Here is a 12,662-nt window from a genome sequence, read left to right on the forward strand (position 1 = left end):
CGAAACCCCCGCGTAGAGCCCTTCGAGATTGTCGCAGTGATGCACGCCGGAAATGCCAAACACCGCATCGAAACTGCCGGGCTCGAACCCTTCTTGGCCAACGGGGAAAGCATTCATATCGGCCTGCCGGTGGTGGACGCCGGTTAGCCCTTCGGCGCGGGCGGCCTCGGCCACGCGGGCGAGGGCGCGGGGGGAGAGATCGACCCCCACGGCTTCCCGCGCCCAGCCATTGCGCACAAGCCCCAGTTCCACCCCGGCGGAGCCACAGCCCACCACCATCGCGCGCTCGAGCGGCAGGGGCTGGTCCTGGGCGAGGCGATGGAAGAACCAGGCGAGCGGTGTGCAGGCGGGGTCGCCCGTCACCCGCCGGTTAACGGTCTGGACAATCTGGGGCAGATGGGTCCATTGGTCGCCGTCCGCCACCCAGGTCGCGGGATCGCCCCAAACAGCATCGACTGCTGAAATGAAGGCGGGGGCAGTTTCGGCAAGCGGGGGCGTGAGTATGGTCATGGCGCAAGTTTAGCAGCGCGGGGCCGCCGTGTCAGTTGCACCGTGTCAGTTGTACCGTGTCAGTCGGCGCGCGGGGCCTGTCGCAGCATTGACACGGTAGCGCCGCCCGTGGTTATTTCCAGCCAAGGGGTTCCGCGAGGCCCCATGAGGCGGCAGGCCGAAGTTCGCGTCCAAACTTTTGTTTTAAGGTGGACGTTATGCCGTCAAATACTGAAATCACCCCAGCCCAACTCTCCCGTCTGGTCGGTTTGCCGACCTGCCCCGTGCTGCTCGACGTGCGCATCCCCGAGGATTTCGACGCCGATCCGCGCCAGATTCCGGCGGCCCTGCGCCGTGATCCGTTTACCGTTGCCGCCTGGGGGGCCGAGTTTATCGGCCAATCGGTCATCGTAAGCTGCCAGCGCGGCTTGAAGCTTTCCCAGGGCGTTGCGGCGTGGTTGCGGCACCTGGGCGTTCCGGCGGAAACCTTGGAAGGCGGGTTCGAGGCTTGGCGCGATGGTGGGCATCTGCTGGTCACGACCCAAGCCGTGCCGCCCGCCGATAGCCAAGGGCGGACGCTGTGGGTGACGCGCGCCCGCCCAAAAATCGACCGCATCGCCTGCCCCTGGCTAATCCGCCGCTTTATCGACCGCGAGGCGGTGTTTCTCTTCGTCGATGCGAGCGAAGTAACGGCGGTGGCTGACCGGTTCGGCGCGACGCCCTTTGATATCGAAGGGACCTTCTGGAGCCATCGCGGCGACCGCTGCACCTTCGATACGATGCTGGAAGAGTTCGGCCTTGTCGCCCCGGCGCTGGACCGGCTGGCGACGATTGTGCGCGGGGCCGATACGGCTGCGCTCGATCTTGCGCCCCAGGCGGCGGGGTTGCTCGCGGCGTCTTTGGGGTTTTCGCGCATGTATCGGGACGATCTCGAACAAGTGGCGGCGAGCCTGCCGCTCTATGATGCTTTCTACCGCTGGTGCCGCGACGCGGTGGGCGAAACCCATACCTGGCCCGCCGATGCGCGCGGGCGCGTTGGCCTAGGATCGGACCGATGACAAACCTTGCCCCCGTAACCTTCCGCGAAGCCTTTTGGGTGTGGGTGCGCATCGCCTCCCTCAGCTTCGGCGGCCCTGCGGCGCAAATCGCGGTGATGCACCGGATTCTGGTGGAAGAGAAACGCTGGATCGGCGAGACCCGGTTTTTGCACGCGCTCAACTATTGCATGCTGCTGCCGGGGCCGGAGGCGCAGCAACTCGCCACCTATATCGGCTGGTTGATGCACCGCACGGCGGGCGGTTTGATGGCGGGGCTGCTGTTCATCTTCCCCGGCATGGTCGCGATTATGGCGCTGAGCTGGCTCTATGTGCTGGCGGGGCATGTGAGCGCGGTCGAAGGGCTGTTCTTCGGCTTAAAAGCGGCGGTGCTGGCGGTGGTGCTGCAAGCCCTGCTGCGGGTGGGCAAGCGCGCGCTACGCAATCGGACGCTGTGGACGCTGGCCGGGGCCTCCTTCATCGCCATTCACGGGTTCGACCTGCCGTTTCCGCTGATTATCGTCGCGGCGGGGATGATCGGCTTTCTCGGCGGGAAGCTCGGCTGGGCGGCCTTCGACGTGCACCAAGCCCACGGCAGCACCGGGCGCGGCTTGAGCGATGTCGACAGCCGCTTGGGCGAGGGCGTGCCCGATCACGCGCGCCCCTCCCTCGGCTGGTCCTTGCGCATCGCCGCGATTTTCGGCGCGCTGTGGTTGGGGCCAGTGCTGGCGCTGGTGCTGCTGCTCGGGCCGGAGAATGTGTTCAGCACGATTGCCGTGTTCTTCTCGAAAATGGCCGTCGTCACCTTCGGCGGGGCCTATGCCGTGCTGGCCTATGTGGCGCAAGAGGCCGTCGTCACCTACGGCTGGCTCCAACCCGGCGAAATGCTCGACGGCCTCGGCATGGCCGAAACCACGCCGGGGCCGCTGATTATGGTCACGCAGTTCGTCGGCTTCCTGGGCGCGTGGCGCGATGCGGGCGGGCTGCCCCCGCTGCTGGCCGCAACCTTAGGCGGGCTGCTGACCACCTGGGTGACGTTCGTGCCCTGCTTCCTGTGGATCTTCCTCGGCGCGCCCTATGTGGAAGCCCTGCGCGGGCATAAACCCCTGTCCGCCGCCCTCACCGCGATCACCGCCGCCGTCGTCGGCGTGATCCTGAACCTCGCCGTTTGGTTCGCCCTGCACGTGCTGTTCTGGAGCGTCCGCCCCTGGTCCGGCTATGGGCTGCATCTCGATCTGCCCGATCTCGGCAGCCTCGACATCGGCGCGCTGGCCCTCACCCTGGCGGCGATTCTGCTGCTGTTCCGCTTCAAACGCGGCACCGGCGAAGTGCTGGCGGGATGCGCGGCGGTGGGGGTTGCGGTGAAGCTGCTAGTGGGGGGGTAGGCGGGGCGTTGCCCCGGACCCCACTCAAGGGGCTTCGGCCCCTTGAGAATCCGCGTTGCAGCAGGGAGACAATATTGATAAGGTTAAATATGTTAAAACAGGAGGGAATTTTGGATAATATATTTCATAGATTGCATGGTTATTTTGAGAGTATCTCAGAAGGTCTCTCCGCAAAGGCAAAAGCTGCTAGTGTGTTTCCTAATAAAAGTGATATAGGTAATAATCGGGAGTCTGCGTACGAGGATTTTTTGCGGGGCCATATTCCAGGTTCTTGTAGCGTAATGAAAGGAGGTTTTATTTTTGGTCAGGATGGATCAGAGTCTAAGCAGATTGATCTAATAGTTATAAATAATAGTGCAATTAGATTTAATTTACCGGAAAACGATTCAAGAAAATCATTTTCTTTTATAGAGGGTGCCATAGGAGCGATATCCGTTAAATCTATGCTTGATAAAGATCAATTAATTGATTCTCTAGAAAATATAAATTCAATTCCAGATATTGTGCCGTTAAAAGGTAGGGTTAATCCTATGATTGTAATTGGCGATGAATATTGTCCAATTATTAAGATGGTTTATGCTCACGACGGCCTGTCAGCTGACACAATACTCGAACATTTAGATGAATTTTATAAATCAAAAAATATCCCACACTCAAGAAAACCAGTCATAATACATGTTTTGAATAAATATATGATAATAAGGTGCGATGGTATCGATATGAGTCAAAAAGATTTATCGACAGGTAAAATAATTTCTTTGGAAATAGGAAAGTTTTATAAATTCGAGGGTAGAATTAATATTCAGGCAATGATGTATGTTTTAGCCCGTCTTCAAGAATATTCCTCGCTATATAATAACGTTTCTTATGATCATCTTTATCTTTTAAATAAAATTAATGATTGTGCATAGAGGCAGGGCAGCTCACGGGCTAATCCCCCGCTCCAAATACGTCCGCAGCACCACGAAGCTCTCCGTGCGCCGGACCGCGCCGGTTTCGAACAGGCGGCGCAGGAGTTCTTCGAGACCGGCGGCGTCGTGGGTGCGGACTTTGAGGATGGCCGACGAGCTTCCGGCGACGCCGTGCATTTCTTCCACCGCAGGGTCGGCCTCCGCCACCTCCTTCAGAATATCCTTGGCATAGCCTTCGGTTTCCACGTGAACGAAGGCGCAGAAATTGCGGTCGAGCGCCTGCGGGTCAAGCTCCACGGTTGTGCGCTTGATGACGCCCCTGGCCTTTAATTTCTTCACCCGGTCGTGGAGTGCGGGCGGCGACAGGTGTAGGTGCGTGGCCATGTCGGCGTAGGTGCGGGTCGCATCCTCCCGCAGCAGGCCGAGGATTTTTCGGTCGAAACTGTCCATCCTGGGCTCCCCTGAACGGAATGGCTGAATGCCATTCGTATTTTGAATAGGGTTCAGTATATCGCTTTTATCCCTGAATAATCTACGCCATGCTCGCCTTATTCCGCCTGGAGGAGAGTAGTATGAGCCACGCCCTTGCGTCCGGCCTGAGCGCCGTATTTCCGTTTTTTGGGTCGGCGAAGACCCGCGCCGGGCGACCCGCGCCGTCGCTGAACCGGTCGGTTGCGGTGCTGATCGCCTGTGTGGCGCTGGTTGGGCTGCAAGCGCTGCTGGCCGCCCCGCTGGTGCCGGATATTGCCCAGGGGCTCGGCGCGAGCATTGCCGATATTGGGCAAGCGCTGGGGGCGTATGGGGCGATGGCGGCGCTCTCCGCCCTGTTCCTCGGGCCGCTGGCGGATCGGCTGAAGCGCGGGCAAGCGCTGGTGGCGGGTCTGATTGGCCTCGTCGGCGGGCTCGCGCTCTGTGCGACCAGCGTCAATTGGATCGTATTTGCGGGCGGGCAGGCGTTGATGGGGGCCGCTGCGGGCGTCGTGCTGCCTACCGCCTATGCCTCGGCGGGCGATTTGGCCCCGGTGGAGCGGCGGTCGGCAATCCTGGGCCGGGTGCTGCTCGGCTGGTCGGTGGCGCTAATCCTCGGGGTGCCGCTGGCGGGGTTGTTGGGGCAGGTGATCGGTTGGCGCGGGGTTTTCGCTGGGCTCGCGGTGCCGGTGTTGCTGGCGATGCCGGTGGCTTTCGCGCTGCCCGATCCGCGCACGGAGCGGGGCGGGACGACCAGCGTCGTCAGCCGCTTAGGCACGGCGGTGCGGGTGGCCGGGGTCGCGCCGATGCTCTGCGTCGGGTTTCTCAATATGACGGCCTTTTACGGCACTTACGCTTATCTCGGCACGGCGGTGCGCGCGGCGCTACACGGCGGCTCGGCCTTGGGCGCGGTGCCGGTGCTGGCCTATGGCGTTGGCTTCACGATCACGGCGCTGGTGAGCGGCATGATCGACCGGATCGGCGCGCGCCGCGTGCTGCCGGTGGCCTGCTGCGCCTTGATCGGCATTTTCCTAACCCTGCCGATGGTGGTCGGCGTCCTGCCCGCGCTGATCCTGGTGATGATGACCTTCGGCTTCACTCAGCATCTGGTGCTGAATTCTTTCATTGGGCTGCTGTCGATCCGGGGTGGCACTCAGCGCGGCGTTGTCTTGGCGCTGAATACGGCGGGCACTTACGTCGGCCTGATGATCGGCACCGCCAGCATGGGCCGGGTGCTCGATACTTGGGGGTACGCGCCGGTGACGGCGGTGAGTGCCGGGCTGATGCTGGTCGCGGGCGGGATCGCCCTGTGGGATCAGCGGCGGGCTTAGTCTTTTCCCCAAAAAAAGCCCCGTTCCACGCAGGAACGGGGTTTTAAGGGAAGGGTTCGAGCGGGTCCGAGGACATTGCTCGCCGTCGAAGAAATTAAGAGTGGTTCTTAATTGCAAGACGTATTTGCGAATCGCTCGCAATTAAAGTTTAGCGCCCAAAAATTTAACGCCCAAAAATTTAACGATCGTAACGATCCTCATTCCAGGGGTCGCCCTCGTTATGGTAGCCGCGATTCTCCCAGTAGCCGGGTTTATCGTCGGCGCGGAACTCGATCCGGGTGAGCCATTTGGCGGACTTCCAGAAATAATATTTCGGCACCACCAGCCGCACGGGCCCGCCGTGCTCGTGGCTGAGCGGTTCACCCTCCCACGAATGGGCCAGCACCACATCTTTTGCGCCGAAATGATCCAAGCGCAGATTGGTCGTATAGCCATCGGCGCTGTAGAGCATGACGTGACGGGCCTGCGGGAGCGGCTTCACAAGATCCAGCAGATGCCGGGCCGAAACCCCCTCCCAGCGGTTATCGAAGCGCGACCAAGCGGTGACGCAATGGATATCCGACAGGAATTTCTGCTGCGGCTGGGCTTGGAACAGCGCCCAGGACCACACCTGCGGCGCGCTCACGAGCCCATCGATCTGAAGCTGCCAGGCCTCCGGGGCTAAGCGCGGGCGAATGCCAAGATCGAGCACGGGCCAGTTTTTCACCTCGTGCTGCCCCGGCGGCAGGCGCTGGCGCATCGGGTCGCCGCGCTGGCCGGTCAGAAGCCGTCCTTCTTTCGCCCACTCTTGTTTGCGGTCGATCAGCTTGGTGCGGATCGTGCCCCACAGGGTGTCGTCCTTACTCATGGAAGCTCCTTCCGCTGGACCGATCAAAGCGCGGTCCTGGCCTAATATGGGGCTGCCGAGGCGTTTCGGCGAGGGGGAAGAATACGCCCTAGCCCCCTTGCTTGACGCCGCTGATTATGGTTCGTCTCAGCCCATGGATTTGTTGCTGCTCCTCAAAGGAATTTTGATCGGCCTCATGGTCTCGGCCCCGGTGGGTCCTGTTGCGGTTCTGTGCCTGCGCCGAACGCTGCAAACGGGGGCGGCCTGCGGCTATGCCAGCGCGGCAGGCGCGGTGACGGCCGATATGATCTTTGGGGTTATCGCTTGCTTCGGGGTGGCGGCGGTGGCGGCAGTGCTGACCGAATATTCAACCCCGCTGCGGATTATCGGTGGGTTGCTGCTGCTCGGCATGGGGATCAGCAGTTGGCGCAGCCGGTCGGGCGATGGGGCGGAGATGGGGCAAGCCGCCTTGCTGAAATCCTTCGGTTCGTCCTTTGCGCTGACGATCACCAATCCGATGACGATTTTCGCCTTCACGGGGCTGCTCGCCGCCTCCGATATCGTCAGCCATGATATGGGCCGCGAGGCGACGCTGACGGTGATCCTTGGGATCTTGCTCGGCGTTTGGCTTTGGTGGGGCGGGCTGGTCGGCATTGGCATTGTGCTGCGGCGTTGGCTGGGGCAGCGCGATTTCCGCTGGCTGCATCATTTGTCGGGGGCGTTGCTGCTGCTGTTTGGCGTGGCAACGCTGCTCTCGGTTTTCGTCGTTTAGCCTTACTGCCAGGTTGAGCCGACATACTGGCCGATAATCGCATCGAAGCGCTTTTCCGCCATCATCGCCCGCGCGGCTTCGGCAATCTGGCGGATTATCGGTAAATCAGCGCGGGCTTTCGGCACTTGGATGCAGGTTTCGGTCGTGCTGAGGGCAAGCCGGTCGCCCAAAATCGTATCGACGCCTTCGAGCTTTGCGTGATGCAGCAGCATCACGGTCGAACCGGCCACCCCATCCAAACGCCCGGCCAAAAGTTTCCGCAGCATCTGGGGAAAATCGGATTCGATCGATTTCACAATAGCGGGGTCGTGATCGAAACCATCGCCATAGGCGACCCCCCGGATTGTGCCAATTCCTTGGGAAAGCTGCCGTAAATCGGTTAAATCGCGCACCGTAAAATCCCGGCGGGCGATGGCCACAATCGGCACCTTGAAGAGGCAGGCGGCATAAACACTATAGTCTTCTGCTGCGGGGGAGCGGAACGTCAGGGCAATCGCCAAGCGATTGTCGCGCAAGCCCTGGAGAACGCGGGCGAAGGGTTCGGGTAAAACCTGCATCGGCTGCCCCGTGCGCTGGGCAAGCTCTTGAATAATATCGGAACTAATGCTTGGGGCATCGGGTGTTGCTGGGTTCGGCCCCCAAGGCGCAATATTCGTAACGCCCCAGATAAGCGGTTCAGAAGGGCGAGCGTCTAACGAAAACAATGAGAAAATAAAAAAAATTGAGTATCGAATCAAAGTATTCATCATCCGCTTTCTCCCCAGGTGGGCGGATTTTTTCTTTCGATCTAAAAATAGCCTTTAATCAGAATAATTCAATCAGTGATTATGTCATTTTCCATCGGAAAACTGTTATTTTCTTTATAATAATTCAAAATTTGTTTCGAAACGCTATACGCATGCCCGGCCCGCAGCAGGGTTGCCATATCTTTTTCGGCTTGGCGCGGGTCGCTGCTGGCTTTGGTGCGATAGGGGCCGAGGCGGCGGCGGCGGGCGAAGGCGCGGGCGGCGGTCAGCGCCAGATCTTCCTCGGTTTCCGCAGCGGTGGCGGCGAGCACGGCGGCAACGCTCGCAGGGGCAATGCCTTTGGCGCGCAAAGTTTCGGCAATCACGCGCGGGCTTTTGCCTTGGCGGAGTAAGGCGGCTACGCGGCCTTCGGTGAAGCGCTGATCGTCGAGATAACCTAAGGCCGAGGCGCGCTGAAGCACCGCTTCGCGCCGGGCTTCGGCTTCGGCGGGCGAAATTATCTCGGCGGCGATAGCCGGGCGCAGGCGGCGGTCGAGCACCCGGCGCAGCATCTCCACCGAGGCGGAGAAGCGTTGCAGATAGCGCAGGCTGACGGCCCAGAGCCGTTCGGCGCTGACATTGATCGGCCGGGGGATGGGGCGCTCACCCCTTGGTGGACGCTGCCGGGAACGGGGAGTAGGATCGCCGCCGGTTTCAGTTTCCGAGTCGTGCCGCATGTCTGATCGTCTATCCTCCCGGCCACCCGCCTTGCCGCCAATGCCGCTTCCGCCGATGGGGGTGAATTGGCTCGGCCTGTGGACCCTATACCTTAAAGAAGTGCGGCGCTTTCTGAATGTCTATACCCAAACGCTGATGGCGCCTGTGGTCACGACTTTTCTGTTTTTGGCCGTGTTCACCTTGGCGCTGGGGCGGGGGGCTGAAATTGTCGATGGCGTGCCTTATAGCCAGTTCTTAGCGCCAGGCCTCGTGATGATGGCGATGACGCAGAACGCCTTTGCGAACACCTCCTCCTCCTTGGTCATTTCCAAAATGCAGGGCAATATCGTCGATCTCCTCATGCCGCCGCTTTCTGCCGGGGAAGTGACCTTGGCACTGACGGCGGCGGGCGTAACGCGGGGCCTGCTGGTCGGTACGGTCACAGCGGTGGCGATGATTCCCTTTGTGCGGATTGTGCCGCAGCATATCGGCTTCATCCTGTTTCACGCGGTCGCCGCCTGCACGATGCTATCGCTCCTGGGGCTGGTCGGCGGGCTTTGGTCGGAGAAGTTTGACCATATGCACGCGATTACCAATTTCATTATCAGCCCGTTGGCGTTTTTGTCGGGGACGTTCTACACGACCACGCGGTTGCCGGAGACGTGGCAGACCGTAGCCCACCTTAACCCGTTCTTTTATATGCTGGATGGGTTCCGCTACGGTTTTATCGGCCATGCCGATGGCAATCTTGCCGTAGGGATGACCGTGATGATCGCGATGAGCGTGGCCCTCTCTTTTGCGGCCTACACGCTGATTCGCACGGGATATCGCTTAAAAAGCTAAAGCCCGTGCGGCGTATGAGCGCGATAGCAATAAAATGCCGCATAATTGCTGGGCAGCCCTGCGGAGTGTGCGGGGATTGGCTTTGCACCTGCGATTGACAGGATGAACCCCCCTCTCGATACTTCCCCTTTTTTCGCGCCGGGCCGGAATGGCCGGTCTCGGGCGATTGAGGTGTGGAGGATTCCGCCGTGATTCCGAGCCTGCTCCCCGTGTTCAGCAGGATCAACCTTTCGTTCGAGAAGGGCGAAGGGGCCTATCTGTTCGGCTCGGACGGGCGACGATACCTCGATTTTGCCAGCGGCATCGCGGTAACGGCCTTGGGCCACGCGCACCCGCATCTGGTCGCCGCCCTGAAGGCGGCCGCCGAGAAGCCCTGGCATGTTTCGAACCTCTACGAGATTCCGGAACAAACCCGCCTCGCCGACCGTCTGGTGGCCAATAGCTTTGCGGATACGACCTTCTTCTGTAATTCCGGCGCAGAAGCGCTGGAGTGCGGCATTAAGATGATCCGCAAGTATCACGCCGCCCACGGCCACCCGGAGAAATACCGGATGATTAGCATTCAGGGCGCGTTCCATGGGCGCACCCTCGCCACCATTGCGGCAGGCGGTCAGGAAAAATACCTCGCGGGCTTTGGCCCCAAGGTCGATGGCTTCGATCAGGTCGCTTTTGGCAATCTCAACGAGCTGCGCGCCGCGATCACGCCGCAAACCGCCGGGATCATGATTGAGCCCGTGCAGGGCGAAGGCGGGGCACGGGCCAATTCGGCCGAGTATCTGCAAGCGCTCCGCCAAGTCTGCGACGAGTTTGGCCTGCTGCTGCTGTTCGATGAAGTCCAATGCGGTATGGGCCGCAGCGGTAAGCTGTTCGCCTATGAAGGGGCGAATGTCGCGCCGGATGTGATGGCCTTGGCCAAGGGCCTCGGCGGCGGGTTCCCGGTCGGGGCGTGCCTTGCTACCGAACGGGCCGCTTCGGGCATGACGGCGGGCGTGCATGGCACCACCTTCGGCGGCAATCCGCTGGCGATGGCGATGGGCAATGCCGTGCTCGACGTGCTGCTGGAGCCGGGGTTCCTGCCCCATGTGGTCGCGGCGGCGGAAAAGCTGCGCCACGGTCTTGCGAAGATCGTCGCCGATAATCCCGCCGTTTATGCCGAAGTGCGCGGCCAAGGGCTTCTCACCGGCCTGCGATGCGTCGTGCCGAATGGCGAGGTGCAGACCCGGTTGCGCGAGCAGGGGCTGCTGACCGTTGCGGCGGGCGATAATGTGGTGCGGCTGCTGCCGCCCCTCACCATCGGCGACGCTGAAATTCAAGAAGCGCTGGCGGCTATCAAAGCCGTGGCCAGTGCCTGGGTAGTGCAGGCGTAATTCCATGACCGTTAAACATTTTTTGGATCTCGATCAGCTTCCCGCAGCGACCCTGCGGGACATTCTCGCCGATTCGGCGCGGATGAAGGCGGACCTTAAAGCCGGGAAGGGCACCGAGCCGCGCCTTTTTGGGAAAACCCTGGCGATGCTGTTCGAGAAAGCCTCGACCCGCACGCGCGTATCGTTCGAAGTAGCGATGAAGCAGCTCGGCGGGCAGACCATCGTGCTGCGCCAAGAAGAGATGCAGTTGAAGCGCGGCGAGACGATGGCCGATACGGCAAAAGTCCTCTCGCGCTACGTCGACGCCATCATGATCCGCACCGGCCCGGCGCAGAAGCTGACCGATCTTGCGACCCATGGGTCCGTTCCGATCATCAACGGGCTCACCGACATCGGCCACCCGTGTCAGGTGATGGCCGATATTCTGACCTTCGAAGAGCATCGCGGCCCGATTGCCGGGAAATCGGTGGCATGGATCGGTGATGCGAATAACGTGTGTATCTCTTGGGTGCATGCGGCGGCGCGCTTCGGGTTCGAGTTGCGCATCGCCGCCCCCGGCGCGCTGGCCCCGAAGCAAGCTTTGCTCGATTGGGCGAAAGCCGAAGGCGCGAGCATTCGCGTGACCACCGACGCGCGCGCGGCGGTATCGGGCGTCGATCTCGTCACGACCGATACGTGGGTGTCGATGGGCCAAGAGGTCGCCAACCGCAATTATCTGCTCGCGCCCTATTCGGTGGATTCAGCCCTGATGGCCTGCGCCAAGCCGGAAGCGGTGTTTCTCCATTGCCTGCCCGCCCATCGCGGCGAGGAAGTGACCGAAGACGTGATCGATGGGCCGCAATCGTTGGTTTGGGACGAAGCCGAAAACCGGCTCCACGTTCAAAAAGGTATTCTGGCATGGTGCTTGGCATGAGTAATCCGCTCCCGGCGAACGATCCGGGCATTGCCGACGATCAAACGCTGCCGTTCTTTCTGCAAAAGGCCACCGTGCGCGGGCGGATCGTGCGCTTGGGGCCGAGCTTTAACGAGATCGTCACCCGCCACGCCTACCCGGAGCCCGTTGCGGCTCTCTTGGGGGAAGCGCTGGCGGTGGCGGCGGCCCTTGCGGGCGCGCTGAAGTTCGAAGGCGTCTTTACCCTGCAAGCCAAAAGCGACGGGGCCGTGCGCATGTTGGTCGCCGACGTCACCCATAGCGGCCATATGCGCGGTTATGCCCAGGTGGATGAGGACAAGCTCCCAACCGGCCCGGTGTTGGCGTCCGAGCGGGTTGAAGCCTTGATGGGCAAGGGCTATCTGGCCTTTACCGTCGATCAAGGCGCGGAGATGGAGCGCTATCAGGGCATCGTCGAGTTGCAACCCGGCGGGCTTTCAGCCAGCGTGCAGCATTACTTCCGCCAGTCGGAACAGATCGATACGGGCCTGAAGCTCGCCGCCCAACGCACGGCCCAGGGCTGGCGCGCGGGCGCGCTGCTGCTGCAACGCTTGCCGGAAGAGGGTGGCCACGCCCGCACCCTGCTCGACGCGCCCGACGCGGACGAGACGGCGGAAGCCGACGATAACGCCTGGGATCATCTGATGGCCCTGGTCGGCACCGTCTCGGATATCGAACTCACCGATCCGCAGTTGCCCTCCGACGATCTGCTGTTCCGCCTGTTCCACGAGGAAGAAGATGCCCGCGTCGGCGAGCCCCACCGGCTGCTGGACCGCTGCCGCTGCTCGCGGGGCCGGGTGGCCCGCGTGCTGCTATCGCTGCCCGTGGAAGACCGCGAGCACTTACGCGTCGATGGTGTGGTA

The 12,662-nt window shown here is 61.4% G+C and carries 14 protein-coding genes; 9 read left to right on the forward strand and 5 right to left on the reverse strand.

Going from position 1 to position 12,662, the window contains the following annotated elements:
- The coding region (locus tag ACIQ36_RS12545) for a class I SAM-dependent methyltransferase (protein WP_395829725.1) at positions 1 to 510 on the reverse strand (510 nt) is incomplete at its 3' end.
- A gap of 197 nt (positions 511 to 707) precedes the next feature.
- Between ACIQ36_RS12545 and ACIQ36_RS12550 the strand changes: the two genes are divergently transcribed.
- The 3 genes from ACIQ36_RS12550 to ACIQ36_RS12560 all read left to right on the forward strand — a co-directional run bounded on the left by ACIQ36_RS12550 (position 708) and on the right by ACIQ36_RS12560 (position 3,819).
- Positions 708 to 1,547, forward strand: coding sequence for a chromate resistance protein ChrB domain-containing protein (locus ACIQ36_RS12550; RefSeq protein ID WP_395829726.1), 840 nt, complete (start codon positions 708 to 710; stop codon positions 1,545 to 1,547).
- Entirely contained in the window at positions 1,544 to 2,908 is a 1,365-nt protein-coding gene (gene chrA / locus ACIQ36_RS12555; protein WP_395829728.1) for a chromate efflux transporter, read from the forward strand. The genes ACIQ36_RS12550 and chrA overlap by 4 nt, the downstream gene beginning before the upstream one ends.
- A gap of 110 nt (positions 2,909 to 3,018) precedes the next feature.
- Complete coding sequence (locus ACIQ36_RS12560) at positions 3,019 to 3,819, forward strand: DUF6602 domain-containing protein (RefSeq protein WP_395829730.1); 801 nt, start codon at positions 3,019 to 3,021, stop codon at positions 3,817 to 3,819.
- A gap of 12 nt (positions 3,820 to 3,831) precedes the next feature.
- Here ACIQ36_RS12560 and ACIQ36_RS12565 read toward each other — a convergent pair whose 3' ends face one another.
- Positions 3,832 to 4,269, reverse strand: coding sequence for an Lrp/AsnC family transcriptional regulator (locus ACIQ36_RS12565; protein WP_395829732.1), 438 nt, complete (start codon positions 4,267 to 4,269; stop codon positions 3,832 to 3,834).
- Between the two features lie 122 nt (positions 4,270 to 4,391).
- On the opposite strand from ACIQ36_RS12565, the gene ACIQ36_RS12570 reads away from it, so the two are divergent.
- Positions 4,392 to 5,618: an MFS transporter gene (locus ACIQ36_RS12570; RefSeq protein WP_395829734.1), complete on the forward strand. Its 1,227-nt coding sequence runs from the start codon at positions 4,392 to 4,394 to the stop codon at positions 5,616 to 5,618.
- Between the two features lie 178 nt (positions 5,619 to 5,796).
- Here ACIQ36_RS12570 and ACIQ36_RS12575 read toward each other — a convergent pair whose 3' ends face one another.
- A complete protein-coding gene (locus tag ACIQ36_RS12575; RefSeq protein WP_395829736.1) occupies positions 5,797 to 6,465 on the reverse strand; it encodes a sulfite oxidase-like oxidoreductase in 669 nt (222 codons plus the stop codon).
- On the opposite strand from ACIQ36_RS12575, the gene ACIQ36_RS12580 reads away from it, so the two are divergent.
- Positions 6,464 to 7,216 (forward strand): LysE family translocator, encoded by a 753-nt coding sequence (locus ACIQ36_RS12580; protein WP_395829738.1) that lies wholly within the window; start codon positions 6,464 to 6,466, stop codon positions 7,214 to 7,216. The genes ACIQ36_RS12575 and ACIQ36_RS12580 overlap by 2 nt on opposite strands.
- 2 nt (positions 7,217 to 7,218) lie before the next feature.
- On the opposite strand, the gene ACIQ36_RS12585 is transcribed toward ACIQ36_RS12580, so the two are convergent.
- Positions 7,219 to 7,773, reverse strand: a complete 555-nt coding sequence (locus ACIQ36_RS12585) for a substrate-binding periplasmic protein (RefSeq protein WP_395829740.1) — start codon at positions 7,771 to 7,773, stop codon at positions 7,219 to 7,221.
- 257 nt (positions 7,774 to 8,030) lie between these two features.
- On the reverse strand, positions 8,031 to 8,678 hold the full coding sequence (locus ACIQ36_RS12590; protein ID WP_395829742.1) for a RecX family transcriptional regulator: 648 nt from the start codon (positions 8,676 to 8,678) through the stop codon (positions 8,031 to 8,033).
- Between ACIQ36_RS12590 and ACIQ36_RS12595 the strand changes: the two genes are divergently transcribed.
- From ACIQ36_RS12595 to ACIQ36_RS12610, 4 genes are all read left to right on the forward strand, one after another.
- A complete protein-coding gene (locus ACIQ36_RS12595; RefSeq protein WP_395829744.1) occupies positions 8,677 to 9,501 on the forward strand; it encodes an ABC transporter permease in 825 nt (274 codons plus the stop codon). The genes ACIQ36_RS12590 and ACIQ36_RS12595 overlap by 2 nt on opposite strands.
- A gap of 173 nt (positions 9,502 to 9,674) precedes the next feature.
- A complete protein-coding gene (locus ACIQ36_RS12600; RefSeq protein WP_395829746.1) occupies positions 9,675 to 10,868 on the forward strand; it encodes an aspartate aminotransferase family protein in 1,194 nt (397 codons plus the stop codon).
- 4 nt (positions 10,869 to 10,872) lie between these two features.
- Positions 10,873 to 11,781 (forward strand): ornithine carbamoyltransferase, encoded by a 909-nt coding sequence (gene argF / locus ACIQ36_RS12605; protein WP_395829748.1) that lies wholly within the window; start codon positions 10,873 to 10,875, stop codon positions 11,779 to 11,781.
- A partial coding sequence (locus ACIQ36_RS12610) for an Hsp33 family molecular chaperone HslO (protein ID WP_395829750.1) occupies positions 11,778 to 12,662 on the forward strand: 885 nt, incomplete at its 3' end. The genes argF and ACIQ36_RS12610, both read left to right, overlap by 4 nt.

The sequence above is a fragment of the Elstera sp. genome, assembly GCF_044372965.1.
In the GTDB taxonomy this organism is placed as follows: Bacteria; Pseudomonadota; Alphaproteobacteria; order Elsterales; family Elsteraceae; genus Elstera.

What these genes read in the sequence shown, in the direction of transcription:
- ACIQ36_RS12550 (WP_395829726.1), top strand. Translation starts at nt 708, where the DNA reads ATGCCGTCAAATACTGAAATCACCCCAGCCCAACTCTCCCGTCTGGTC.
- ACIQ36_RS12565 (WP_395829732.1), bottom strand. Translation starts at nt 4,269, where the DNA reads ATGGACAGTTTCGACCGAAAAATCCTCGGCCTGCTGCGGGAGGATGCG.
- chrA (WP_395829728.1), top strand. Translation starts at nt 1,544, where the DNA reads ATGACAAACCTTGCCCCCGTAACCTTCCGCGAAGCCTTTTGGGTGTGG.
- ACIQ36_RS12585 (WP_395829740.1), bottom strand. Translation starts at nt 7,773, where the DNA reads ATGCAGGTTTTACCCGAACCCTTCGCCCGCGTTCTCCAGGGCTTGCGC.
- ACIQ36_RS12575 (WP_395829736.1), bottom strand. Translation starts at nt 6,465, where the DNA reads ATGAGTAAGGACGACACCCTGTGGGGCACGATCCGCACCAAGCTGATC.
- argF (WP_395829748.1), top strand. Translation starts at nt 10,873, where the DNA reads ATGACCGTTAAACATTTTTTGGATCTCGATCAGCTTCCCGCAGCGACC.
- ACIQ36_RS12595 (WP_395829744.1), top strand. Translation starts at nt 8,677, where the DNA reads ATGTCTGATCGTCTATCCTCCCGGCCACCCGCCTTGCCGCCAATGCCG.
- ACIQ36_RS12580 (WP_395829738.1), top strand. Translation starts at nt 6,464, where the DNA reads ATGGAAGCTCCTTCCGCTGGACCGATCAAAGCGCGGTCCTGGCCTAAT.
- ACIQ36_RS12570 (WP_395829734.1), top strand. Translation starts at nt 4,392, where the DNA reads ATGAGCCACGCCCTTGCGTCCGGCCTGAGCGCCGTATTTCCGTTTTTT.
- ACIQ36_RS12590 (WP_395829742.1), bottom strand. Translation starts at nt 8,678, where the DNA reads ATGCGGCACGACTCGGAAACTGAAACCGGCGGCGATCCTACTCCCCGT.